22 protein-coding genes are annotated in these 23,170 nt (G+C 60.8%); 20 read left to right on the forward strand and 2 right to left on the reverse strand.

All coding sequences use genetic code 11. From position 1 onward, the window contains the following. The first annotated feature begins 133 nt into the window (after window positions 1-133). Window positions 134-2,875, forward strand: a complete 2,742-nt coding sequence (gene acnA / locus AB4N64_RS16035) for an aconitate hydratase AcnA (RefSeq protein WP_460116890.1) — start codon at window positions 134-136, stop codon at window positions 2,873-2,875. A gap of 120 nt (window positions 2,876-2,995) precedes the next feature. Here acnA and AB4N64_RS16040 read toward each other — a convergent pair whose 3' ends face one another. After that, on the reverse strand, window positions 2,996-3,598 hold the full coding sequence (locus AB4N64_RS16040) for a trimeric intracellular cation channel family protein (RefSeq protein WP_460116892.1): 603 nt from the start codon (window positions 3,596-3,598) through the stop codon (window positions 2,996-2,998). A gap of 325 nt (window positions 3,599-3,923) precedes the next feature. On the opposite strand from AB4N64_RS16040, the gene AB4N64_RS16045 reads away from it, so the two are divergent. Both AB4N64_RS16045 and AB4N64_RS16050 read left to right on the forward strand, forming a co-directional pair. After that, window positions 3,924-4,718 carry a CPBP family intramembrane glutamic endopeptidase gene (locus AB4N64_RS16045; RefSeq protein ID WP_460116893.1) on the forward strand — a complete coding sequence of 265 codons (795 nt, stop codon included), beginning with the start codon at window positions 3,924-3,926 and terminating at the stop codon, window positions 4,716-4,718. Between the two features lie 102 nt (window positions 4,719-4,820). Continuing rightward, entirely contained in the window at window positions 4,821-6,386 is a 1,566-nt protein-coding gene (locus AB4N64_RS16050) for a methyl-accepting chemotaxis protein (RefSeq protein ID WP_460116895.1), read from the forward strand. Between the two features lie 98 nt (window positions 6,387-6,484). Here AB4N64_RS16050 and AB4N64_RS16055 read toward each other — a convergent pair whose 3' ends face one another. Further along, complete coding sequence (locus tag AB4N64_RS16055; protein ID WP_460116897.1) at window positions 6,485-7,171, reverse strand: alpha/beta family hydrolase; 687 nt, start codon at window positions 7,169-7,171, stop codon at window positions 6,485-6,487. Between the two features lie 96 nt (window positions 7,172-7,267). Between AB4N64_RS16055 and ccoN (AB4N64_RS16060) the strand changes: the two genes are divergently transcribed. The 17 genes from ccoN (AB4N64_RS16060) (at window position 7,268) to fnr (ending at window position 23,169) form a co-directional block, all read left to right on the forward strand. Next, on the forward strand, window positions 7,268-8,692 hold the full coding sequence (gene ccoN / locus AB4N64_RS16060; protein ID WP_460116899.1) for a cytochrome-c oxidase, cbb3-type subunit I: 1,425 nt from the start codon (window positions 7,268-7,270) through the stop codon (window positions 8,690-8,692). Between the two features lie 10 nt (window positions 8,693-8,702). Beyond that, entirely contained in the window at window positions 8,703-9,311 is a 609-nt protein-coding gene (gene ccoO / locus AB4N64_RS16065) for a cytochrome-c oxidase, cbb3-type subunit II (RefSeq protein ID WP_192301849.1), read from the forward strand. Window positions 9,312-9,314: 3 nt separating this feature from the next. Further along, window positions 9,315-9,512, forward strand: a complete 198-nt coding sequence (locus AB4N64_RS16070) for a cbb3-type cytochrome oxidase subunit 3 (RefSeq protein ID WP_460116900.1) — start codon at window positions 9,315-9,317, stop codon at window positions 9,510-9,512. After that, window positions 9,509-10,465: a cytochrome-c oxidase, cbb3-type subunit III gene (gene ccoP, locus AB4N64_RS16075; protein ID WP_460116901.1), complete on the forward strand. Its 957-nt coding sequence runs from the start codon at window positions 9,509-9,511 to the stop codon at window positions 10,463-10,465. Before AB4N64_RS16070 ends, ccoP (AB4N64_RS16075) begins: the two co-directional genes overlap by 4 nt. 530 nt (window positions 10,466-10,995) lie before the next feature. Further along, window positions 10,996-12,438: a cytochrome-c oxidase, cbb3-type subunit I gene (gene ccoN / locus AB4N64_RS16080; protein WP_460116902.1), complete on the forward strand. Its 1,443-nt coding sequence runs from the start codon at window positions 10,996-10,998 to the stop codon at window positions 12,436-12,438. Beyond that, window positions 12,438-13,046 carry a cytochrome-c oxidase, cbb3-type subunit II gene (ccoO, locus tag AB4N64_RS16085; RefSeq protein ID WP_460116903.1) on the forward strand — a complete coding sequence of 203 codons (609 nt, stop codon included), beginning with the start codon at window positions 12,438-12,440 and terminating at the stop codon, window positions 13,044-13,046. The genes ccoN (AB4N64_RS16080) and ccoO (AB4N64_RS16085) overlap by 1 nt, the downstream gene beginning before the upstream one ends. A 5-nt stretch (window positions 13,047-13,051) precedes the next feature. After that, window positions 13,052-13,237, forward strand: a complete 186-nt coding sequence (locus tag AB4N64_RS16090) for a CcoQ/FixQ family Cbb3-type cytochrome c oxidase assembly chaperone (protein WP_032831505.1) — start codon at window positions 13,052-13,054, stop codon at window positions 13,235-13,237. After that, on the forward strand, window positions 13,234-14,217 hold the full coding sequence (gene ccoP / locus AB4N64_RS16095; RefSeq protein WP_460116904.1) for a cytochrome-c oxidase, cbb3-type subunit III: 984 nt from the start codon (window positions 13,234-13,236) through the stop codon (window positions 14,215-14,217). Before AB4N64_RS16090 ends, ccoP (AB4N64_RS16095) begins: the two co-directional genes overlap by 4 nt. Window positions 14,218-14,385: 168 nt before the next feature. Continuing rightward, complete coding sequence (locus AB4N64_RS16100; protein ID WP_460116905.1) at window positions 14,386-14,640, forward strand: type II toxin-antitoxin system Phd/YefM family antitoxin; 255 nt, start codon at window positions 14,386-14,388, stop codon at window positions 14,638-14,640. Then, window positions 14,640-15,050, forward strand: a complete 411-nt coding sequence (locus tag AB4N64_RS16105; protein ID WP_460116906.1) for a PIN domain-containing protein — start codon at window positions 14,640-14,642, stop codon at window positions 15,048-15,050. The genes AB4N64_RS16100 and AB4N64_RS16105 overlap by 1 nt, the downstream gene beginning before the upstream one ends. A 207-nt stretch (window positions 15,051-15,257) precedes the next feature. Next, a complete protein-coding gene (gene ccoG, locus AB4N64_RS16110; protein ID WP_460116907.1) occupies window positions 15,258-16,670 on the forward strand; it encodes a cytochrome c oxidase accessory protein CcoG in 1,413 nt (470 codons plus the stop codon). Window positions 16,671-16,681: 11 nt separating this feature from the next. Then, window positions 16,682-17,221, forward strand: coding sequence for a FixH family protein (locus AB4N64_RS16115; protein ID WP_460116908.1), 540 nt, complete (start codon window positions 16,682-16,684; stop codon window positions 17,219-17,221). A gap of 88 nt (window positions 17,222-17,309) precedes the next feature. Next, complete coding sequence (locus AB4N64_RS16120) at window positions 17,310-19,760, forward strand: heavy metal translocating P-type ATPase (protein ID WP_460116909.1); 2,451 nt, start codon at window positions 17,310-17,312, stop codon at window positions 19,758-19,760. 24 nt (window positions 19,761-19,784) lie between these two features. Continuing rightward, the gene (gene ccoS / locus AB4N64_RS16125) at window positions 19,785-20,006 is read left to right on the forward strand and encodes a cbb3-type cytochrome oxidase assembly protein CcoS (protein ID WP_460116910.1); all 222 of its coding nucleotides are present in this window, start codon (window positions 19,785-19,787) and stop codon (window positions 20,004-20,006) included. Further along, window positions 19,999-20,682: a sulfite exporter TauE/SafE family protein gene (locus AB4N64_RS16130; protein ID WP_460116911.1), complete on the forward strand. Its 684-nt coding sequence runs from the start codon at window positions 19,999-20,001 to the stop codon at window positions 20,680-20,682. The genes ccoS and AB4N64_RS16130 overlap by 8 nt, the downstream gene beginning before the upstream one ends. Window positions 20,683-20,907: 225 nt before the next feature. Further along, the gene (hemN, locus tag AB4N64_RS16135; protein ID WP_460126771.1) at window positions 20,908-22,290 is read left to right on the forward strand and encodes an oxygen-independent coproporphyrinogen III oxidase; all 1,383 of its coding nucleotides are present in this window, start codon (window positions 20,908-20,910) and stop codon (window positions 22,288-22,290) included. Window positions 22,291-22,434: 144 nt separating this feature from the next. Then, window positions 22,435-23,169 (forward strand): fumarate/nitrate reduction transcriptional regulator Fnr, encoded by a 735-nt coding sequence (gene fnr / locus AB4N64_RS16140; protein ID WP_460116912.1) that lies wholly within the window; start codon window positions 22,435-22,437, stop codon window positions 23,167-23,169. Window position 23,170: the final 1 nt, after the last annotated feature.

Raw genomic sequence — 23,170 nt, forward strand, 5'->3', positions numbered from 1 at the left:
CTCTGAGTATCGTACCCACCGAGATGGCGCAAAGATCATCCGGTCATTCGCCTTACACAGCAAATAGAGCTAGGTTTAATGCTCTACCCGTCCCCTCAGTCCGTAGCCGTGCGGACGCAAAGGAGTGATTGCAATGCCGTCCCTCGATAGCCTGAAAGCCCTCAAAACCCTGCAAGTCGACGACAAGACCTACCACTACTTCAGCTTGCCCGATGCGGCCAAAAGCCTCGGTGACCTGGATAAGTTACCGATGTCGTTGAAAGTGCTGCTGGAAAACCTGCTGCGCTGGGAAGACGAAAAAACCGTCACCGGTGCCGACCTGCGGGCCATTGCCGCCTGGCTCAAGGAGCGCCGCTCAGACCGGGAAATCCAGTACCGCCCGGCGCGCGTGCTCATGCAGGACTTCACCGGCGTTCCGGCCGTGGTCGACCTGGCGGCCATGCGCGCCGCCATGGCAAAGGCCGGCGGCAACCCGCAGCGCATCAATCCGTTATCGCCGGTAGACCTGGTGATCGACCACTCCGTGATGGTCGACAAGTTCGCCAGCCCCAGCGCTTTCGAACAGAACGTGGACATCGAAATGCAGCGCAATGGCGAACGCTACGCCTTTCTGCGCTGGGGCCAGAGCGCTTTCGATAACTTCAGTGTGGTACCGCCGGGCACCGGCATCTGCCACCAGGTCAACCTTGAATACCTTGGCCGCACCGTCTGGACCAAGGACGAAGACGGCCGCACGTATGCGTTCCCCGACACGCTGGTGGGGACCGATTCCCACACCACCATGATCAATGGTCTTGGCGTACTCGGTTGGGGCGTCGGCGGCATCGAGGCGGAAGCGGCGATGCTCGGCCAACCGGTGTCGATGCTGATTCCCGAAGTGATCGGTTTCAAACTCACTGGCAAGCTCAAGGAAGGCATCACCGCCACCGACCTGGTGCTGACCGTCACGCAGATGCTGCGCAAGAAAGGTGTGGTCGGCAAGTTCGTCGAATTCTACGGCGACGGCTTGGCGGACCTGCCGCTGGCCGACCGTGCGACCATTGCCAACATGGCTCCGGAATACGGCGCCACCTGCGGCTTTTTCCCGGTGGATGAAGTCACGCTGGACTACCTGCGCCTCTCCGGCCGGCCACCGGAAACCGTGAAACTGGTCGAGGCCTACAGCAAGGCCCAGGGCTTGTGGCGCCTGCCGGGCAAGGAACCGGTGTTCACCGACAGCCTGGCGTTGGACATGGCCAGCGTCGAAGCCAGCCTTGCCGGGCCGAAACGCCCGCAAGACCGGGTGGCACTGCCCAAGGTCGCGCAGGCATTCAGCGATTTCCTGGGCCTGACCCTCAAACCCACCAGCAAGGAAGAAGGCCGCCTGGAAAGCGAGGGCGGTGGTGGCGTGGCGGTGGGCAATGCCGACATGGCCGGAGAAGTGGACTATGAATTCGAAGGCACGACCCACCGGCTGAAAAACGGCGCAGTGGTGATTGCCGCCATCACATCCTGCACGAACACCTCCAACCCGAGCGTAATGATGGCCGCTGGCCTGGTGGCGAAAAAAGCGGTGGAGAAAGGCCTCAAGCGCAAGCCCTGGGTGAAAAGCTCCCTGGCGCCAGGCTCCAAAGTGGTGACCGACTACTATAAGGCGGCCGGTTTGACCCCCTACCTCGACCAATTGGGCTTCGACCTGGTTGGCTACGGCTGCACCACGTGTATCGGTAACTCCGGGCCGCTGCCGGAACCGATCGAAAAAGCCATCCAGAACGCCGACTCGACCGTCGCCTCCGTGCTGTCGGGCAACCGCAACTTCGAAGGCCGGGTGCATCCGCTGGTGAAAACCAACTGGCTGGCCTCCCCGCCGCTGGTGGTCGCCTATGCGTTGGCCGGTACGGTGCGCATGGACATCAGCAGCGAACCGTTGGGCAACGGCAAGGACGGCAAGCCGGTTTACCTGCGGGACATCTGGCCAAGCACCCAGGAAATTGCCGACGCGGTGAACCAGGTCAACACGGCGATGTTCCACAAGGAATACGCCGAAGTGTTCGCCGGCGACGAACAATGGCAAGCCATCGAAGTGCCCCAAGCGGCGACCTATGTCTGGCAGGATGATTCGACCTATATCCAGCATCCGCCGTTTTTCGACGATATCGGCGGCCCACCTCCGGCGGTCGGGGACGTCACGGGTGCCCGCGTTCTCGCGTTGCTGGGCGACTCGGTCACCACCGACCATATTTCCCCGGCGGGTAACATCAAGGCCGACAGCCCGGCTGGACGCTACCTGCGCGAGAAAGGCGTGGAGCCTCGCGACTTCAACTCCTACGGTTCCCGGCGCGGTAACCATGAGGTGATGATGCGTGGCACATTCGCCAACATCCGTATTCGCAATGAGATGCTCGGCGGTGAGGAAGGTGGCAATACGATCTACATTCCCACCGGGGAACGCATGGCGATCTACGATGCCGCCATGCGTTACCAGGCCACGGCAACGCCACTGGTGGTGATTGCCGGCCAGGAATACGGCACCGGATCGAGCCGTGACTGGGCAGCCAAGGGCACCAACCTGTTGGGAGTGAAGGCTGTCATCGCCGAAAGCTTCGAACGCATCCACCGCTCCAACCTGGTCGGCATGGGCGTGTTGCCGCTGCAATTCAAGCTGGACCAAAACCGCAAGAGTTTGAATCTGACCGGCAAGGAAACCCTGGACATCCTCGGTCTTTCCGGCGTGGAACTGACCCCGCGGATGAACCTGACGCTGGTCATCACCCGCGAAAACGGCAGCCGCGAGAAAGTCGAGGTGTTGTGCCGGATCGATACGCTCAATGAGGTCGAGTACTTCAAGTCGGGGGGGATTCTGCATTACGTACTGCGCCAGTTGATCGCGTCCTGATCAGCCTGGGTGGGGGTTGTGCCTTGGTCAATCCCCACGCAGATTCAGAGATCTGTCTCGCGCGGCTTGTGGGCGTTTCACGCAAGAGCCCTGGGCCAGATTCCTGCAGATAATCGCCAATCAACCCGCCATGACTTTCGGCAACTGCCATCCAAAATGAACCGAAAGCAGGCGCAGCAGCAAACAGGCTGCGCCCGCCAAAAACGCCGCAGCCACAGGCGGCAGGCCCAGGCGCCTGCTGATGATCAAGGTGGCGGCACCTACGAACGCCGAACTCGCATACAGGTCAGCCTGCAGCACCATCGGCACCCGCGCCAGTACGATGTCGCGCAACACCCCGCCACCTACGCCCGTGATCGTGCCCATGAGCATTGCCACAAACGGCGTGATGCCAAAGTTGAGCGCCTTCTGCGCCCCTGCCACGGCAAACAAGGCCAGTCCCGCTGCATCCAGTACGATGAGGGTCGAGCCGGACCAGCCCAGTACGTGCTCATGAAAAATGAATGCCAGCGCGCCCATCGAAAACGCCAGCGCTGGATAGCGCCAGTCTCTGATGGCATTGGGTGGCGTTGCGCCTATCAGCAGATCGCGGGTGACACCACCGCCCAGGGCGACGATGAACGAGATCACCATCACCCCCAGCAGGTCGAGGTCGCTGCGCATCGCGGTAATCGCGCCTTCGATTGCAAATACCGCCGTACCGGCAAGGTCGGCGGCCAGCACGATTTTCTCGACCCGGGACCTCACTTAAAGCAGTGCCAAACGTGCTGTCCGCCACCGGGCAACGCGTATGCCCACATAGGCACTCGCCAGGCACTGATCCCGACCACACGAACAAGAATGACAGCCCACACGTATTCACCCCCGGCTCAAGCTTCAGCGACCCAATCAGAGCGTCATCGGGCCATTGCAACGCCCGACCGATACGACGATAGAAGAAAAACTCAAGGCGGTGTGTTTATTTACCCGGCCTTTATAATCGCCGCATTTTTATCGGACCTGCCACCCTGCAGGCGCGCACGCAATTTTGGACACAAGGACACCCCCAATGCCCACTGCCCCGCCATGGACATATCTGATTCTGCTCACCCTCGGTTACGGCCTGGCCCTGACCTACGGCCAACTCGGCTGGCTGGCGGGCATCACGGTCCTGACCCTGGTGATCGCCGGTTACGCCGCCCGACAGCCGCATATCGGCGTCGGCCGTCCCCTGGGACACGCCTTGTTCGTGTGCACGGCGCTGGCGCTGGCGATGCACTGGCTTCCCGGCTTCCATAATGGAAGAGGCATCCCGCCACAACGTTTTACCGACGATGCCGTGCCGTTTTCCATGTACCTGAACCTCGACAAACCGCTGATTGGCGTCTGGCTCTTGCTGGTCTGCCCGTGGATCGTCGCTGGCCGCTCGCTGCGCCCGGCCCTGCTGGGCACGCTGCTGGGCCTGATGGTGAGTGGTGTGCTGGCGCTGGGTGGCGCCGTGGCGCTGGGTGTGGTCGGCTGGGCGCCGAAATGGCCCGACCTGGCCTGGTTATGGCTGCTCAACAACCTGCTGCTGGTGACGTTGGTGGAAGAAGCCCTGTTTCGCGGTTATATCCAGGGCGGACTGAGCCGTGTCTTCAACCGCCTGCCACAGGGCGAAAACCTCGCCCTACTGCTCGCCGCCCTGCTGTTTGGCCTTTCCCACCTGGGCGCGGGTTGGCAATGGGTGCTGCTGGCAACCCTGGCAGGCATCGGCTATGGCCTGGCTTACCGATTCGGCGGTTTGGCCGCGGCAATAGCCACGCACCTGGGTCTGAACCTGCTGCATTTCGGCTTGTTCACGTACCCGATGCTCGCCGGCTGACAGCGCTGGCTGGCTCGGCGCAGGTGCCAATATTAAAAATTAATTTCAGTTAATCGCAGGAGGTGCCGACAACACTGGAAAGCCTTGCGGACTTAAATTGCCATGCGTAACAACCAGCCCATTACTCAAAGCGAGCGGACCTTCCCGTCTCAGCAACGGTTGATTTCTACAACCGATACCAAGGGCGTGATCACCTACTGCAACGATGCGTTCGTCGAAATCAGCGGCTATTCCCGCGACGAATTGATCCGTGCACCGCATAACCTGGTGCGTCACCCCGACGTGCCGGCTGCAGTGTTTGCGCATATGTGGGGCACGCTCAAACAAGGCTTACCCTGGATGGGTATCGTCAAGAATCGCTGTAAAAGCGGTGACTACTACTGGGTTAACGCCTACGTCACCCCGGTGTACGAGGGCAATCAGGTCATTGGCTACGAATCGGTAAGGGTCAAGCCCACGGCCGAGCAGATCCAGCGTGCCAAGGCGCTTTATCAGCGCATCAACCAGGGCAAGTCGGCGATTCCTTCCTCCGACAAGTGGCTGCCGGTGCTACAGGACTGGCTGCCCTTCATCCTGGTCAGCCAACTGAGCTTCCTGATCGGCGCCTCGCTCAATTCCCATTGGGGTTTTGCCCTGGCCGCGGGCCTGTCCGTGCCGCTGGGCCTGCTCGGCTTGAGCTGGCAACAGCGTGGCCTGAAGCGCCTGCTGCGCCTGGCGGAACAGACCACCTCCGACCCGCTGATTGCGCAGATGTACACCGACAGCCGTGGCGCCCAGGCGCGCCTGGAAATGTCCATCCTCAGCCAGGAAGCTCGTCTTCGCACCTGCCTGACCCGTCTGCAGGACACTGCCGAGCACTTGACCGAACAAGCCCGGCAGTCCGACTCCCTGGCGCACGACAGTTCAACCGGCCTGGAGCGCCAGCGCCTCGAGACCGAGCAGGTGGCCACCGCCGTCAATCAGATGGCCGCCACCACCCAGGAAGTGGCCAGTCACGTGCAACGCACCGCCGACGCCACCCAGGAAGCCAATCGCCTGACCGGGCGCGGTCGCGATATCGCCGGGGAAACCCGGGATGCGATCCAGCGTCTGTCCGAGGTGGTGGGTGAGACCGGCCTGACCGTGACTCAACTGGCCAAGGACAGCGACGAAATCGGTGGCGTGGTCGATGTGATCAAAGGCATCGCCGACCAGACCAACCTGCTGGCCCTGAACGCCGCCATCGAAGCGGCACGCGCCGGGGAAATGGGACGCGGATTCGCCGTGGTGGCAGACGAAGTCCGTCAATTGGCGCAGCGCACCAGCGAATCCACCGGGCAGATCCACGCCCTGATCGCCAAGCTGCAACAGACCGCCAACTCCGCCGTGCAGACCATGGACGCCGGTCATCGCCAGGCTGAAGAAGGCGTGGCACGCGTACTGGAAGCAGACCAGGCCCTGGTCGGGATCAGCGAAGCGGTGGCCAACATCACCGACATGACCACGCAGATCGCCGCCGCCACCGAAGAGCAGAACTCGGTGGCCGAAGAGATCAGCCGCAACATCAGCAACATCTCACACCTGGCGGACCAGACCTCGGAACAGGCGCAGAACTCGGCGCTGCTCAGTGAGGAACTGATCAAGACGGCGAATACCCAGTATTCGCTGGTGGAGCGGTTTAACCGCTGAGTGCCGCGGGAAAAACAAAGCCCGGACAGTGAGTGCTGTCCGGGCTTTTTTATTGGCTGTCCTGGCCTCTTCGCGGGCAAGTCCAGGCCACAAATATCCTAAAGCAGAAACCCCGCCACCCTCTGCGCCGCAGCCGCCAGATGCTGCTCATGGGTAAACCCGGACGCCTTCAACGGCTTCAAGTCATGATCCCCCGCCACCAGCCAGCAGATCTCGATACTCGGCGATAACCCATACCCCTCAACCGCCTCCCGATTTCCCAACGCATCGCGCTCGCCCTGGACAATCAACGTGCGCGTCTGCAACCCCGCCAGATGTTCGACCCGTGGCTTCTCCGGTTTGCCCACCGCGTAAAACGGATACCCCAGGCACACCAGCGCATCGGCGCCGAGTTCATCGGCCAATAGACTGGCCATTCGCCCGCCCATGGACTTGCCGCCAATGGCCAGCCGCCCAGCGACATGGCGTCGCACCACCGCATAGACCTCACGCCAGCACTCCAGCAGCCTGGGCGCGGGGTTCGGGGGACGCTTGCCACCATCGACACGCCGTTGGGCCATGTAGGGAAACTCGAAACGCAACACGTTGACCCCAAGCGCGGCAAGGCGCACGGCCATGTCAGTCATCCAGTCGCTGTCCATCGGCGCACCGGCGCCATGGGCGAGAATCAGCGTCGCGGACGGCGCCGAACCCTTTACAGCCGCTGCATTCCATAACCATCCCTGTTCGTCCAGGCACCGCGCCCATTGATCCCCGTCAATACTGGCCTTGTGCTCTTTGTCCATGCTTGCCTCGCTTTTAGTCTGCCTATAACTCCAGTCGAAGGGTGCGTCTGCCTTGCGCGAACGTTTTTCCTTGGGCTGAACCGTGGATGGGGAACCATGAACACTTCTATCAGTACCGCCTACAACTACAAGGTGGTCCGCCAATTCGCCATTATGACGGTGGTGTGGGGCATCGTCGGCATGGGGCTCGGGGTTTTTCTCGCGGCTCAATTGGTCTGGCCCGAACTCAACTTCAACTTGCCGTGGACCAGCTTCGGGCGTTTGCGCCCTCTGCACACTAACGCTGTGATCTTCGCATTCGGCGGCTGCGCCCTGTTCGCCAGTTCGTTCTACTCGGTGCAACGCACCTGCCAAACCCAATTGTTTGCGCCGAAAATCGCCGCATTCTGCTTCTGGGGCTGGCAACTGGTGATCCTGCTGGCGGCAATCAGCCTGCCACTGGGCTACACCAGTTCCAAGGAATACGCCGAGCTGGAATGGCCGATCGACATTCTGATCACCATTGTGTGGGTCGCTTACGCCATCGTGTTTTTCGGCACCGTGGCCAAGCGCAACACCAAGCACATCTATGTCGGTAACTGGTTCTTCGGCGGGTTCATCCTTACCGTTGCCATCCTGCACATCGTCAACAACCTTGAGTTGCCGGTGAGCTTCACCAAGTCCTACTCGCTGTACGCCGGTGCGACTGATGCCATGGTGCAATGGTGGTACGGCCACAACGCCGTGGGCTTCTTCCTCACCGCAGGCTTCCTGGGGATGATGTACTACTTCGTGCCGAAACAGGCCGAGCGCCCGGTGTATTCGTATCGCCTGTCGATCGTGCACTTCTGGGCACTGATCACCCTGTACATCTGGGCCGGTCCTCACCACTTGCACTACACCGCGCTGCCGGACTGGGCACAGTCGCTGGGCATGGTGATGTCGCTGATCCTGCTGGCGCCAAGCTGGGGCGGCATGATCAACGGCATGATGACCCTGTCGGGTGCCTGGCATAAGTTGCGCAGCGACCCGATCCTGCGTTTCCTCGTGGTATCCCTGGCGTTCTACGGCATGTCGACCTTCGAAGGTCCGATGATGGCGATCAAGACGGTCAACGCCCTCTCCCACTACACCGACTGGACCATTGGCCACGTACACGCCGGCGCTCTTGGCTGGGTAGCGATGATTTCCATCGGCGCGCTGTACCACATGATCCCGAAAGTCTTCGGTCGTGAGCAGATGCACAGCATCGGTCTGATCAATGCGCACTTCTGGCTGGCGACCATCGGCACCGTGCTGTACATCGCGTCGATGTGGGTCAACGGCATCGCCCAAGGCCTGATGTGGCGCGCAGTCAACGAAGACGGCACGCTGACTTACTCCTTCGTCGAAACGCTGGTGGCCAGCCACCCAGGCTTCATCGTGCGACTGGTAGGCGGGGCAATCTTCCTCTTCGGCATGCTCTTGATGGCATACAACACCTGGCGCACCGTGCGGGCCTCGCAGCCTGCTGACGTCGTTGCCGCCGCGCAAATGGCCTGAGGAGTCCGCCATGAAACACGAAACGATTGAAAAGAACGTCGGCCTGCTGATGCTGCTGATGGTGTTCGCGGTGAGCATCGGCGGTCTGACCCAGATCGTCCCACTGTTCTTCCAGGACGTGACCAACAAGCCGGTGGAAGGCATGAAGCCCTACACCGCGCTGCAACTGGAAGGCCGCGACATCTACATCCGCGAAGGTTGCGTCGGCTGCCACTCGCAGATGATCCGTCCGTTCCGGGCCGAGACCGAACGCTACGGTCACTACTCGGTTGCCGGTGAAAGCGTCTGGGACCATCCGTTCCTGTGGGGCTCCAAGCGTACCGGTCCGGACCTGGCCCGCGTAGGCGCCCGCTACTCGGATGACTGGCACCGCGCGCACTTGTACAACCCGCGCAACGTGGTGCCCGAGTCGAAGATGCCGGCCTACCCATGGCTGGTTGCCAATCAACTCGACAGCAGCCACACCGAAGCGAAGATCAAGGCCATGCGTACCCTTGGCGTGCCGTACACCGACGCCGACATTGCCGGCGCCACCGAATCGCTCAAAGGCAAATCGGAAATGGACGCCCTGGTTGCCTACCTGCAAGTGCTCGGCACTGCCATCAAGAGCAAGAGGTGAGCCATGGACCTGGAAATGAGTACCGGCTTGATCCGCGGCCTGGGCACCGTCGTGGTGTTCGTGGCCTTCGTCGGCCTGACGCTGTGGGTGTTCAACGGCAAGCGCAATCCGGAATTCGCCGAGGCGCGCCTGCTGCCGTTTGCCGATGAGCCTCAACCTGATAGCACCCAAGAACCTGTCACAAGGAGTACCCGGTCATGACCACCTTCTGGAGTACGTGGATCTGCGTACTGACCATCGGCAGCCTGATCGGCCTGACCTGGCTGCTGATCGGCACCCGCAGGGGCGAAACCAAGGGCAGCGTCGATCAGACCATGGGCCACAGCTTCGACGGCATCGAAGAGTATGACAACCCGCTGCCGCAGTGGTGGTTCATGCTGTTTGCCGGCACCCTGGTGTTTTCCGTCGGCTACCTGATCCTTTACCCGGGCCTGGGCAACTGGAAAGGGATCCTGCCCGGCTACGAGAATGGCTGGACCGGCGTGAACGAATGGGAAAAGGAGATGAACAAGGCCGACGCCAAATTTGGACCGATCTTCGCCAAGTTCGCCGCCATGCCCGTGGAAGAAGTGGCCAAGGACCCGCAAGCGTTGAAAATGGGCGGTCGCCTGTTTGCCTCGAACTGCTCGGTCTGCCATGGCTCCGACGCCAAGGGCGCCTTCGGCTTCCCTAACCTGACCGACAGCATCTGGCGCTGGGGCGGTAACGCCGACACCATCAAGACCACCATCATGGGCGGACGCATCGCTGCGATGCCGGCCTGGGGTGAAATGCTCGGTGAAGCCGGTGTAAAAAACGTCGCCGCCTACGTGCGTCATGATCTGGCACGCCTGCCTTTGCCAGCTGACGATACGGCCGACCTGCAAGCCGGACAGCAAGCGTTCAGCACCATGTGCGTAGCCTGTCACGGTGCCAATGGCCAGGGTACCGAAGCCATGGGCGCGCCGAACCTGACGCTACCCGCCGGCTTCATCTACGGCACCAGCCTGGCACAACTGCAACAGACCATCCGCCATGGACGCCAAGGTCATATGCCGGCGCAGAACGAACTGCTTGGCAACGACAAGGTGCAACTGCTCGCAGCCTACGTCTACAGTCTCTCGAAAGGGGGCGAGCCGTTGAGCGACAAGTTGCAAGCTACAAGCAACAAGTAAAAGCAAAAGCAAAAGCAAAACGCCCCGCTGTACTCAGGGCAAAGTGAACAACTGGCGAGCCACAGGTTTTTAACTTGCAACTCGCAGCTTGCAGCTTTGCCCTGCTTCTATTTGTCGCACCCCTTCGTTAGTCCTCCTTTCAGTTCCCCCGATTCGGGTCTAAGCTTGCTCCGACACGCGATGGCAAGTGCCGGCTCGAGGTCGACCCAACCCGATGTGTGCGACGAATCTTGCGATGACAGGCCGCAAAGGCTGGTAGATACCGGCTATTGCGACCCTTGCCATCGACCACCTGATGGTCGCGTTTAAACACAGCTCGTTACATACGACCTGACCCCCGCATCGTTCCCATTCGCAACGACGTTTTCTCGTCGGGTATTTTTGACCCTACGCGGCGCATGGAAAGGCCGCAGAATCAGCGGTTGAAAGCATTGACCCAGGTCATGGCGCGTTGCAATGACCCCCCGCTTTCTCCATACTTGCGACCGATTTTTACTCCTAATAAAACACCCAAACCGTGGAACCTTAGAATGAGCACAGCAATCAGTCCGACTGCTTATAACTATAAGGTAGTCCGCCAGTTCGCCATCATGACGGTGGTCTGGGGGATCCTTGGCATGGGGCTCGGTGTCTTCATCGCCTCACAGCTCGTATGGCCGGAATTGAACTTCGGTCTGCCGTGGACGACTTTTGGACGCCTGCGCCCGCTGCACACCAACCTGGTGATTTTCGCCTTCGGTGGATGTGCACTGTTTGCCACTTCTTACTACGTCGTGCAGCGAACCTGCCAAACGCGACTGATTTCCGACAGCCTCGCAGCCTTTACCTTCTGGGGATGGCAAGCGGTGATCGTCGGCGCGATCATTACCTTGCCACTGGGTTACACCACCACCAAGGAATACGCGGAACTGGAATGGCCACTGGCTATTCTGCTGGCCATCGTCTGGGTGACCTACGGTCTGGTGTTCTTCGGCACCATCACCAAGCGCAACACCAAGCACATCTATGTCGGTAACTGGTTCTACGGCGCGTTCATCGTCGTGACGGCCATGCTGCACATCGTCAACCACGCCTCCCTGCCGGTCAGTTTCTTCAAGTCCTACTCGGCCTACTCAGGCGCGACTGACGCGATGATCCAGTGGTGGTACGGCCACAACGCCGTGGGTTTCTTCCTGACCACCGGCTTCCTGGGGATGATGTACTACTTCGTGCCGAAACAGGCCGAACGTCCGATCTACTCCTATCGCCTGTCGATCGTGCACTTCTGGGCACTGATCACCCTGTACATCTGGGCCGGTCCTCACCACCTGCACTACACCGCGCTGCCGGACTGGGCACAGTCGCTGGGCATGGCGATGTCGATCATCCTGCTGGCGCCAAGCTGGGGCGGCATGATCAACGGCATGATGACCCTCTCGGGCGCCTGGCATAAGCTGCGCACCGACCCGATCCTGCGCTTCCTCGTGGTATCGCTGGCGTTCTACGGCATGTCGACCTTCGAAGGCCCGATGATGGCGATCAAGACCGTCAACTCGCTGTCGCACTACACCGACTGGACCATCGGCCACGTACACGCCGGCGCTCTGGGCTGGGTAGCGATGATCTCGATCGGCGCGATCTACCACATGATTCCGAAACTGTTCGGCCGTGCCCAGATGCACAGCGTTGGCCTGATCAATGCTCACTTCTGGCTCGCAACCATCGGTACCGTTCTGTACATCGCTTCGATGTGGGTCAACGGCATCACCCAGGGCCTGATGTGGCGTGCAATCAACGATGACGGCACCCTCACCTACTCGTTCGTCGAAGCGCTGCAAGCCAGCCATCCTGGTTTCATCGTGCGTGCCCTGGGCGGTGCGTTCTTCGCCTCCGGCATGCTGTTCATGGCCTACAACGTCTACCGTACCGTACGCGCCTCGAACCCGGTTGAAGCCAAAGCCGCCGAACAGATTGCTGTAGTTGGAGCTCACTGATGAAGCATGAAGCAGTCGAGAAGAATATTGGCCTGCTGGCCTTCTTCATGGTTATCGCCGTCAGTGTTGGCGGCCTGACCCAGATCGTTCCGCTGTTTTTCCAGGACGTCACCAACAAGCCGGTCGAAGGCATGAAGCCGCGCACCGCTCTTGAACTGGAAGGCCGCGACATTTACATCGCCAACGGTTGTGTCGGCTGCCACTCGCAGATGATCCGCCCGTTCCGTGCTGAAACCGAACGTTATGGCCACTACTCGGTCGCCGGTGAAAGCGTCTGGGACCACCCGTTCCTGTGGGGTTCCAAGCGTACCGGTCCGGACCTGGCCCGCGTCGGTGGTCGTTATTCCGATGACTGGCAACGTGCGCACTTGTACAACCCGCGCAACGTCGTGCCCGAGTCGAAAATGCCGGCCTACCCGTTCCTCGTGGAAAACAAGCTCGACGGCAAAGACACCGCCAAGAAAATGGAAGTCTTGCGTACGCTCGGCGTCCCTTACACCGACGAAGACATCGCCGGCGCTCAGGATGCTGTGAAGGGCAAAACCGAAATGGACGCGCTGGTGGCCTATCTGCAAGGCCTGGGCACCATCATCAAAAGCAAACGGTGATCTGGATGGATATCGGGATGATTCGTGGCCTGGGCACCGTCGTTGTGATGGTGGCTTTCGTGGGTCTGGCCTTGTGGGTGTTCAGCCCCAAGCGCAAGTCGGAGTTTGAAGACGCGACCTTGCTGCCTTTCGCGGATGATCCCGAAGCCATCAAGCACGTCGAGCAAGCTTCTAGGAGTAACAAAGAATGACTACATTCTGGAGTCTGTACGTCACAGTCCTCAGTCTCGGTACGATCTTTTCCCTGACCTGGCTGCTGCTGTCGACCCGCAAGGGCCAGCGCGCCGAGCAGACCGAAGAGACGGTCGGCCACTCTTTCGACGGGATCGAGGAGTACGACAACCCACTGCCGAAATGGTGGTTCATGCTGTTCGTGGGCACCATCGTTTTCGCCCTGGGTTACCTGGTGCTGTACCCGGGCCTGGGCAACTGGAAGGGCCTGCTGCCAGGTTACAACTACCTGGATAACGAAAAGCAGACCGCGTTCGCCAACGGCCAGACCGGCTGGACCGGCGTTCACGAGTGGGAAAAGGAAATGGCCAAATCGGACGCCAAGTTTGGGCCGATCTTCGCCAAATTCGCTTCCATGCCGATCGAAGAAGTGGCCAAGGATCCACAAGCCCTGAAGATGGGTGGCCGCCTGTTCGCGTCCAACTGCTCGGTTTGCCACGGTTCCGACGCCAAGGGTGCTTATGGCTTCCCGAACCTGACCGACGCCGACTGGCGCTGGGGCGGCGAACCGGAGACCATCAAGACCACCATCATGGGCGGTCGCCACGCCGTGATGCCGGCCTGGGCCGAAGCGATCGGCGAGCAAGGCGTCGCGGATGTCGCTGCGTTCGTGCTGACCAACCTCGATGGCCGCAAGCTGCCTGAAGGCGCGAAGGCTGACCCGGAAGCGGGCCAGAAACTGTTCGCAGCCAACTGCGTGGCTTGCCACGGCCCACAAGGCAAAGGCACGCCTGCCATGGGCGCACCTGACCTGACCCACCCAGGCGCGTTCATCTACGGTTCGAGCTTCGCTCAACTGCAGCAGACCATCCGTTACGGCCGCCAGGGCCAGATGCCTGCGCAAGAACAAATGCAGGGCAACGACAAGGTTCACCTGCTGGCCGCTTACGTCTACAGCCTTTCTCACGGTGAGAAGGCCCCGGCGCCAGACGCTCAGTAAGGCAAACGCCTGCTACAAAAAACGGCCCCGTCATTCGACGGGGCTTTTTTTTTGCTTGAAACCTCCTCCACGGCGCGGGTCGAAACGACGAATGGCGACCACTTGAATTGTTACCCGGCAGACCATGTAGTAACGTTTCTACAAATCTGTTTGCAAGGGGATACCTCCATGGCCATCACTACCCTCTCCAGCCGTGAATTCAACCAGGACACAAGTAGTGCCAAAAAAGCCACCCGTCAGGGTCCGGTAATCATCACCGATCGTGGCAGGCCGGCTCATGTACTGCTAAGCATTGAGGACTACGAAAAACTCACCGGCATGAACGCCAATATCGTCGAGCTGCTGGTGATGCCCGAAGCGGCGGATATCGAATTCGAAACCGAGCGTGCCGTGATCACTCACCGCCCCGTGGACCTGACCTGATGTACCTACTCGACACCAATGTGATCTCGGAACTGCGCAAACCCCAGGCCGATGCGAACGTCGTCGCCTGGGCCAAAAGCATCCTCGCGCCACGCCTGTTTATCTCGGCCATCACATTGAAGGAACTGGAAACCGGCGTGTTGCGCATGGAGCGTCGTGACCCCGCCCAGGGAAGTGTCTTGCGGACCTGGCTCAAACGGCACGTCATGCCGGCCTTCGATGGCAGGATCCTCGCGGTGGATGCGGCCGTGGCATTGCGCTGCGCACGCCTGCATGTTCCGGATCAGGCGAACGAAAGCGACGCCCTCATCGCCGCCACTGCACTGGTGCATGGCCTTACCGTGGTCACACGCAATATCGACGACTTCAAGTCCAGCGGCGTTGAGCTGATCAACCCATGGACGGATTGAGCGTCCGCAACCGCAAAAACGTCCATAATTTCACCAGTCAATTGATACAGGTCATTACACTGTCAGTTCATTTCCACCAACGTGACCAATGGTCGCACCCTTGTGATAGAGCTACAGGGGTATCATTGCGCCACTGCAATACCCCTTTTTGACCGCGGTCGGCACGTACTGACCGGGGCATTTCTCCACTGCCGTGGGATGCAACCGATGAGCAACCAAATTCCGGTACACGACGTGACTCCACCTGCCAAGGGGGACAAAAGCGTCGACCTCTATGCCTCTCGTGAAAAAATCTACAACCGCGCCTTCACCGGGCTGTTTCGCAACTTGCGGATCATCGGTGGCGGGTTCCTGTTTCTGCTGTACTTCGGCACGGTCTGGCTGAACTGGGGCGGTCATCAGGCCGTCTGGTGGAACCTGCCGGAACGCAAATTCTTCATTTTCGGCGCCACTTTCTGGCCCCAGGACTTCATTCTGTTGTCCGGCATCCTGATCGTCAGCGCCTTCGGCCTGTTCTTCATCACCGTTTATGCAGGACGGGTCTGGTGCGGCTATTCCTGCCCGCAATTCGTCTGGACCTGGATTTTCATGTGGTGCGAAAAGGTGACCGAAGGTGACCGCAACGCACGCATCAAGTTGGACAAGGCGCCGATGAGCGCCAACAAGTTCCTGCGCAAGTTCAGCAAGCATGCCCTGTGGATTCTCATCGGTTTCGTCACCGGCATGACGTTCGTGGGTTACTTTTCGCCGATTCGCGAACTGGTGCTGGACTTCTTTACGGGCGACGCCGATGGCTGGTCCTATTTCTGGGTCGGCTTCTTCACCCTGGCCACTTACGGCAACGCGGGCTGGCTGCGCGAACAAGTGTGCATTTACATGTGCCCGTACGCACGCTTCCAGAGCGTGATGTTCGACAAGGACACCCTGATCATTTCCTACGATCCACGCCGTGGCGAAAGCCGTGGGCCGCGCAAGAAAGGCGTGGACTACAAGGCCCTGGGACTGGGGGATTGCATCGACTGCACCATGTGCGTACAGGTTTGCCCAACCGGTATCGACATTCGCGACGGTCTGCAGGTCGAGTGTGTGGGCTGTGCGGCCTGCATCGACGCCTGCGATGCGATCATGGACAAAATGGACTACCCGCGCGGCCTGATCAGCTACACCACCGAACACAACCTCTCGGGGCAGAAAACCCATAAGCTGCGTCCGCGCCTGATCGGTTATGCCGTGGTGTTGCTGGCCATGATCGCCCTTCTCGCTACCGCCTTCGCGACCCGTTCGCTGGTGGGCTTCGACGTCAGCAAGGACCGCGTCCTGTACCGTGAGAACGCCGAGGGCCGAATCGAAAACGTCTACAGCCTGAAGATCATGAACAAGGATCAACGCGACCACACCTACGTACTCGAGGCCAGCGGGCTGCCGGACCTGAAGCTGCAAGGTCGACGCGAGATCAAGGTGGTCGCGGGTGACATCGTCAGCCAGCCAGTGGAACTGTCCATGGCCCCGGAAAAACTGCCATCGAGCACCAACGAGGTGAAATTCATCCTCAAGGACGCCGATGACGAGACCATCCACGTTGAAGCCAAGAGCCGATTCATCGGCCCACAAATTCGTTGAGAGAAGTGATCATGCCCGCAGCAAATGCCGCAAGCCCCTGGTACAAGCACCTTTGGCCGTGGATCATCATTGGTATCCTCGCCTGCTCGGTGACGCTGACCTTGTCCATGGTGACCATCGCGGTGAACAACCCGGACAATCTGGTCAACGACAACTACTACGAGGCGGGCAAAGGCATCAACCGCTCCCTGGACCGCGAACTGCTGGCGCAGACTCTGCAGATGCGTGCCAGTGTGCACCTGGACGACGTGACTGGCGAAGTCGACTTGCGCCTGAGCGGTAACAGCCAGCCAAAAATCCTGGAACTGAACCTGATCTCGCCGACCCAGCCGGAGAAGGATCGCAAGATCAGCCTGGCCCGCAGCGAGACCGAACAGGGCCGCTACATCGGCCAACTGAGCGATAAAGTCGAAGGTCGCCGGTTTGTCGAACTGCTGGGCGTGGAAGGCGACAAGACCTGGCGTATGTTCGAGGAAGAACTGGTCAACCATGACAAGGATCTGCTGCTGGGTGACGAACCGCTTCAAGGTGCCGAAGACCTGAAAAAATAAAGCCGCGCTTCGCGCATTGCGGGTAAGCCCGCTCCTACAGGAGCGAGCCTGCTCGCGATGAGGACCTTCAAAACTATATAGATCCCCCATGACCAGCCCCCTTGCCTGCTATCACTGCGCCCTGCCCGTCCCAATCGGCAGCCGCTACACCGCCATCGTCCTCGGAGAAACCCGCGAATTCTGTTGCCCGGGCTGCCAGGCCGTGGCCGAGGCAATTGTCGCGGGTGGGCTGGAAAGCTATTACCAACACCGCAGTGAAGCCTCGGCGAACCCCGAAGCGTTGCCGGTGCAATTGGTCGATGAACTGGCGCTGTACGACCGCGCCGATGTGCAAAAACCTTTCGTACGTCACGATGGCGAACTCGCCGAAACCACGTTGTTGATGGAAGGCATCAGTTGCGCCGCCTGCGGCTGGTTGATCGAGAAACACCTGCGCGGCCTGCCCGCTGTGGCCGAGGCGCGCCTGAACCTGTCGAACCATCGCCTGCACGTGCGCTGGGCCGATGGACAATTGCCGCTGAGCCAGATGCTCAGCCAATTGCGCGAGATCGGTTACGCCGCCCACCCTTACCAGCCCGACCGAGCCAGCGAACAGCTGGCCAGCGAGAATCGCCTGGCACTGCGCCAGCTCGGTGTGGCGGGGCTGCTATGGTTCCAGGCAATGATGGCGACCATGGCCACCTGGCCGGAATTCAATATCGATCTGAGCCCCGAACTTCACACTATCCTGCGCTGGGTCGCGATGTTCCTGACCACGCCCATCGTGTTCTACAGTTGTGCGCCGTTTTTCAAGGGCGCGATGCGCGACTTGCGCACCCGCCACCTGACCATGGACGTGTCCGTGTCGCTGGCGATTGGTTGCGCCTACCTCGCGGGGATCTGGACTTCGATCACCGGAGTCGGCGAGCTGTACTTCGACACCGTCGGCATGTTTGCGCTGTTCCTGCTCGCCGGGCGCTATCTGGAACGTCGCGCCCGAGAACGCACCGCCGCCGCTACCGCGCAACTGGTCAACCTGCTGCCCGCCTCTTGTCTGCGACTGGCGGCCGACGGCCAGAGCGAGCGCATCCTGCTCAGCGAATTGCGTGTCGGCGATCAGGTGCTGGTCCATCCTGGCGCCGTCCTGCCAGCCGACGGCAAGATCCTCGAAGGTCAATCGAGCATCGACGAATCCCTGCTGACCGGTGAATACCTGCCGCAACCGCGCTTGCCGGGCGACGCTGTCACCGCCGGCACGCTCAACGTCGAAGGCGCGCTGACCGTGGAAGTCCTCGCACTGGGACACGACACCCGACTGTCGGCGATTGTCCGCCTGCTGGATCGGGCCCAATCGGAAAAACCCCGTCTGGCGGAGATTGCCGACCGCGCCGCGCAGTGGTTCCTGTTGCTCTCGCTGATCGCCTCGGCGGTCATCGGTGTGGTGTGGTGGGAGCTGGATTCTTCACGCGCTTTCTGGATCGTGCTGGCGATGGTCGTCGCGACGTGCCCCTGCGCCCTGTCCCTCGCCACACCCACTGCGCTCACCGCTGCCACCGGGACCCTGCACAAACTCGGACTGCTATTGACCCGCGGCCATGTGCTCGAAGGCCTGAACCAGATCGACACGGTGATTTTCGACAAGACCGGCACGCTCACCGAAGGGCGACTGGCATTGCGTTCGATACACCCGCTCGGCACATTGGGCAGCGATGATTGCCTGGGCCTTGCCGCCGCCCTGGAAAATCGCTCCGAGCACCCGATTGCCCGAGCGTTCGGCCGCGCGCCACTGGCCGCCGAGGCCGTTCACAGCACTCCGGGCCTGGGCCTGGAAGGCTGGGTCGGCACGCAGCGTCTGCGCATCGGCCAGGCGGATTTTGTCTGCGAACTCAGTGGCACCGCCGCGCCGTTGATGCCCGATGAAGCCGGGCAATGGCTACTGTTGGGTGATACCGAGGGTCCGCTGGCGTGGTTCGTTCTCGATGACCGTTTGCGTGATGATGCGCCCGCGCTGATCGCTGCGTGCAAGGCCCGTGGCTGGCGCACGCTGCTGCTGTCCGGTGACAGCTCACCGATGGTCGCCAGTGTCGCCGCCGAACTGGGCATGGACGAAGCCCGCGCCGGCTTGCGCCCGGACGACAAGTTGCAAGTCCTGCAGCAATTGCACAAGGAAGGTCGCAAGGTGCTGATGCTCGGTGACGGCGTCAACGATGTTCCCGTGCTGGCCGCTGCCGACATCAGCGTGGCCATGGGTTCGGCCACGGACCTGGCGAAAACCAGTGCCGATGCCGTGTTGCTGTCCAATCGCCTCGACGCATTGGTGCAGGCCTTCAGCCTGGCCCGGCGAACGCGCCGGATCATCGTCGAAAACCTGCTGTGGGCCGCACTGTACAATGGCCTCATGTTGCCGTTCGCCGCCCTTGGCTGGATCACGCCGGTATGGGCCGCCGTCGGCATGTCCATCAGTTCGTTGGTCGTGGTGCTGAACGCCCTGCGCCTGACTCGCCTGCCGAAATCGGCGGCCGTCAGCGCCACACCGCTATATCGCCCGCTGCCGGCCTGAGCCGCGCGGGTCTGGAGCCTTACCATGCCAGCTCTCTACGTGATGATCCCGGCGGCGCTGCTGATCGTCGGCATCGCGATCTACATCTTCTTCTGGGCAGTCGACAGTGGTCAGTACGATGACCTGGACGGCCCGGCCCACAGCATCCTCTTCGACGACCAGGACCCCAATCACACGGCGGCGGTCGACGAGGCCACGGGCCAACCGGCCAAACCGGACAACGACAAGGCGCCGCCACATGCTTGAACTGGCGCCACTGCTGGTCTCGGCGGTGATACTCGGCCTGTTGGGTGGCGGCCATTGCCTGGGCATGTGCGGCGGACTGATGGGCGCGCTGACCCTGGCCATTCCGAAAGAGCAACGCAGCCGACGCTTTCGCCTGCTCTTGGCGTACAACCTGGGGCGCATCCTCAGCTATGCCACCGCCGGCCTGCTGATCGGCCTGGCCGGCTGGGCGGTCGCGAACAGCCCGGCGGCCACCTTCATGCGCATCCTCGCGGGTTTGTTGCTGATCGCCATGGGCCTGTACCTGGCCGGCTGGTGGAGCGGCCTGATCCGTATCGAAAGCCTCGGGCGCGGCCTGTGGCGGCATATCCAGCCGGTGGCGAACACATTGCTGCCAGTGTCCAGCCTGCCCCGGGCCTTGCTGCTGGGCGCGCTATGGGGCTGGCTGCCGTGCGGGCTGGTTTACAGCACGTTGCTGTGGTCGGCCAGCCAGGGCAATGCGCTGGACAGCGCATTGCTGATGCTCGCGTTCGGCCTGGGCACCTGGCCGGTATTGCTGGCCACCGGGCTGGCGGCGGAACGGGTCACGGCGCTGCTGCGCAAACGCAGCGTGCGCATGACCGGTGGCTTGCTGGTGATCCTGTTTGGAATCTGGACCCTGCCGGGGCCGCATCAGCATTGGTTGATGGGGCATTAAATCCCCCCATTCCTGTAGGAGCAGCCGGTCGACGCTCGATTGCTCGCGATGGCGGCGTTTCAGACGATACACACGTCGCCTGATACATCGCATCGCGAGCATGCTCGCTCCTACAGGGTTGGAGTAGACGCGCCAAATCTCGAGCGTTGACGCAAATCAAGATGCCCCAACGCCGCACCCCATAGACTCGCCGCACTGCCAGCCTATCCGGGGAATGCCCGCATGATGCTCGACGACATTCGTTGGGATACCGACCTGATCCGCCGTTACGACCTGGCGGGTCCGCGTTACACCTCCTACCCGACCGCCGTACAATTCGACGGGCATGTCGGCACCTTCGACCTGTTCCACGCCCTTCGCGAAAGCCGCAAGGCCCTGCGCCCCCTGTCGCTGTACGTGCACATCCCCTTCTGCGCGAACATTTGCTACTACTGCGCGTGCAACAAGGTCATTACCAAGGATCGCGGACGCGCCCAGCCCTATCTGCAACGCCTGGAGCAGGAAATCCAGTTGATCGCCTGTCATCTCGACCCGGCACAGAAAGTCGAGCAACTGCACTTCGGCGGCGGCACGCCGACTTTTCTCAGCCACGACGAACTGCGTCAACTGATGGCCCAGTTGCGCAAGAGCTTCAACTTGCTGGACGACGACAGCGGCGACTACGGCATCGAGATCGACCCGCGCGAGGCCGACTGGTCGACCATGGGCCTGTTGCGTGAACTGGGCTTCAATCGGGTCAGTATCGGCGTGCAGGACCTCGACCCTACCGTGCAAAGGGCGGTCAATCGCCTGCAAAGTCCGGATGAAACCCGCGCAGTGATCGAGGCGGCGCGAACCCTGCAATTTCGCTCGATCAACATCGACCTGATCTACGGCCTGCCCAAGCAAACACCGGAACACTTCGCCCGCACCGTCGAGGAAGTCATCAGCCTGCAACCCGATCGGTTGTCGGTGTTCAACTATGCGCATTTACCAGAACGCTTCATGCCGCAACGGCGCATCGACAGCGACGAGTTGCCCACGCCTGCACAGAAACTGGAAATGCTCCAACAGACCATCGAGCAACTGACCAGGGCCGGCTACCGCTACATCGGCATGGACCACTTCGCCCTGCCCGACGACGAGCTGGCGATTGCCCAGGAAGAGTCGACCCTGCAACGCAATTTCCAGGGTTATACCACCCATGGCCATTGCGACCTGATTGGCCTGGGCGTGTCAGCCATCAGCCAGATCGGCGACCTGTACTGCCAGAACAGCAGCGACCTGAACCAATACCAGAACACCCTGGCCTCGGCGCAACTGGCCACCAACCGCGGCCTGCTGTGCACCAGCGACGATCGCGTGCGGCGCGCGATCATTCAACAGTTGATTTGCAGTTTTGAGCTGGAATTCGCCGCCATCGAACGGACTTTCAACATCGACTTTCGCGGCTACTTCGCTCCGCTGTGGCCACAATTGCAGGGCATGGCCGCAGACGGTTTGATTGAACTGAAAGAGGATCGCATCATCGTACTGCCTGCAGGACGCCTGCTGGTACGCTCGGTCTGCATGGTGTTCGACGCCTACCTGGATCAGCAAAATCGTCAGCGTTTTTCCCGGGTGATTTGAAACGGCCCCGCTGGCCCCCTCTTTGGAAAAGTTCCGTCGGACACCCTTGATCATGATGTGACAATTCGGCACACCGCTGGCCTGAATGACTGCCGTTGAGTTACCCTTACGTCTTATGTGTGATTTCCCACAAGGATTTAAGAAATGTCCGAGCCAGTAAAACTGCGCGCTCACAACCAGGCTCATTGCAAGGATTGCAGCCTGGCCCCCCTCTGTTTACCACTTTCTCTGAATCTGGAAGACATGGATGCGCTGGACGAAATCGTTAAACGTGGCCGCCCGTTGAAAAAAGGCGAATTCCTGTTCCGCCAGGGCGACAACTTCGATTGCGTTTATGCAGTACGCTCCGGTGCGCTGAAGACATTCAGCCTGAGCGATGGCGGTGAAGAACAGCTCACCGGTTTCCATCTGCCGAGCGAGCTGGTTGGACTGTCGGGCATGGATACCGAGAAACATCCGGTCTCGGCCCAGGCACTGGAGACCACATCGGTCTGTGAAATTCCCTTTGAGCGCCTCGACGAACTGGCATTGCAACTGCCCCAACTGCGTCGTCAGTTGATGCGTGTGATGAGCCGTGAAATTCGCGACGATCAACAAATGATGCTGCTGCTGTCGAAAAAGACTGCCGACGAACGCATTGCCACCTTCCTCGTCAACCTGTCGGCGCGTTTTCGGGCTCGCGGCTTTTCGGCCAACCAGTTCCGCTTGAGCATGTCGCGCAACGAAATCGGCAACTACCTGGGCCTGGCGGTGGAAACCGTGTCGCGGGTGTTCACACGTTTCCAGGCGAACGAACTGATCGCTGCCGAGGGCAAGGAAATCCAGATCCTCGACCCGATCCAGCTCTGCGCTCTGGCCGGCGGCTCGCTCGAGAGCTGAT

The sequence above is a fragment of the Pseudomonas sp. S2_C03 genome, from assembly GCF_054668405.1.

Bases quoted from the DNA above. Each gene is read 5' to 3' on its own strand.
- ccoN (WP_460116902.1), top strand. From the start codon at position 10,996: ATGAGCACAGCAATCAGTCCGACTGCTTATAACTATAAGGTAGTCCGC.
- ccoO (WP_192301849.1), top strand. From the start codon at position 8,703: ATGAAACACGAAACGATTGAAAAGAACGTCGGCCTGCTGATGCTGCTG.
- ccoG (WP_460116907.1), top strand. From the start codon at position 15,258: ATGAGCAACCAAATTCCGGTACACGACGTGACTCCACCTGCCAAGGGG.
- AB4N64_RS16090 (WP_032831505.1), top strand. From the start codon at position 13,052: ATGGATATCGGGATGATTCGTGGCCTGGGCACCGTCGTTGTGATGGTG.
- AB4N64_RS16050 (WP_460116895.1), top strand. From the start codon at position 4,821: ATGCGTAACAACCAGCCCATTACTCAAAGCGAGCGGACCTTCCCGTCT.
- ccoS (WP_460116910.1), top strand. From the start codon at position 19,785: ATGCCAGCTCTCTACGTGATGATCCCGGCGGCGCTGCTGATCGTCGGC.
- AB4N64_RS16100 (WP_460116905.1), top strand. From the start codon at position 14,386: ATGGCCATCACTACCCTCTCCAGCCGTGAATTCAACCAGGACACAAGT.
- ccoN (WP_460116899.1), top strand. From the start codon at position 7,268: ATGAACACTTCTATCAGTACCGCCTACAACTACAAGGTGGTCCGCCAA.
- fnr (WP_460116912.1), top strand. From the start codon at position 22,435: ATGTCCGAGCCAGTAAAACTGCGCGCTCACAACCAGGCTCATTGCAAG.
- AB4N64_RS16130 (WP_460116911.1), top strand. From the start codon at position 19,999: ATGCTTGAACTGGCGCCACTGCTGGTCTCGGCGGTGATACTCGGCCTG.
- AB4N64_RS16070 (WP_460116900.1), top strand. From the start codon at position 9,315: ATGGACCTGGAAATGAGTACCGGCTTGATCCGCGGCCTGGGCACCGTC.
- AB4N64_RS16120 (WP_460116909.1), top strand. From the start codon at position 17,310: ATGACCAGCCCCCTTGCCTGCTATCACTGCGCCCTGCCCGTCCCAATC.
- acnA (WP_460116890.1), top strand. From the start codon at position 134: ATGCCGTCCCTCGATAGCCTGAAAGCCCTCAAAACCCTGCAAGTCGAC.
- AB4N64_RS16115 (WP_460116908.1), top strand. From the start codon at position 16,682: ATGCCCGCAGCAAATGCCGCAAGCCCCTGGTACAAGCACCTTTGGCCG.
- ccoO (WP_460116903.1), top strand. From the start codon at position 12,438: ATGAAGCATGAAGCAGTCGAGAAGAATATTGGCCTGCTGGCCTTCTTC.
- ccoP (WP_460116904.1), top strand. From the start codon at position 13,234: ATGACTACATTCTGGAGTCTGTACGTCACAGTCCTCAGTCTCGGTACG.
- AB4N64_RS16105 (WP_460116906.1), top strand. From the start codon at position 14,640: ATGTACCTACTCGACACCAATGTGATCTCGGAACTGCGCAAACCCCAG.
- hemN (WP_460126771.1), top strand. From the start codon at position 20,908: ATGCTCGACGACATTCGTTGGGATACCGACCTGATCCGCCGTTACGAC.
- AB4N64_RS16055 (WP_460116897.1), bottom strand. From the start codon at position 7,171: ATGGACAAAGAGCACAAGGCCAGTATTGACGGGGATCAATGGGCGCGG.
- ccoP (WP_460116901.1), top strand. From the start codon at position 9,509: ATGACCACCTTCTGGAGTACGTGGATCTGCGTACTGACCATCGGCAGC.
- AB4N64_RS16045 (WP_460116893.1), top strand. From the start codon at position 3,924: ATGCCCACTGCCCCGCCATGGACATATCTGATTCTGCTCACCCTCGGT.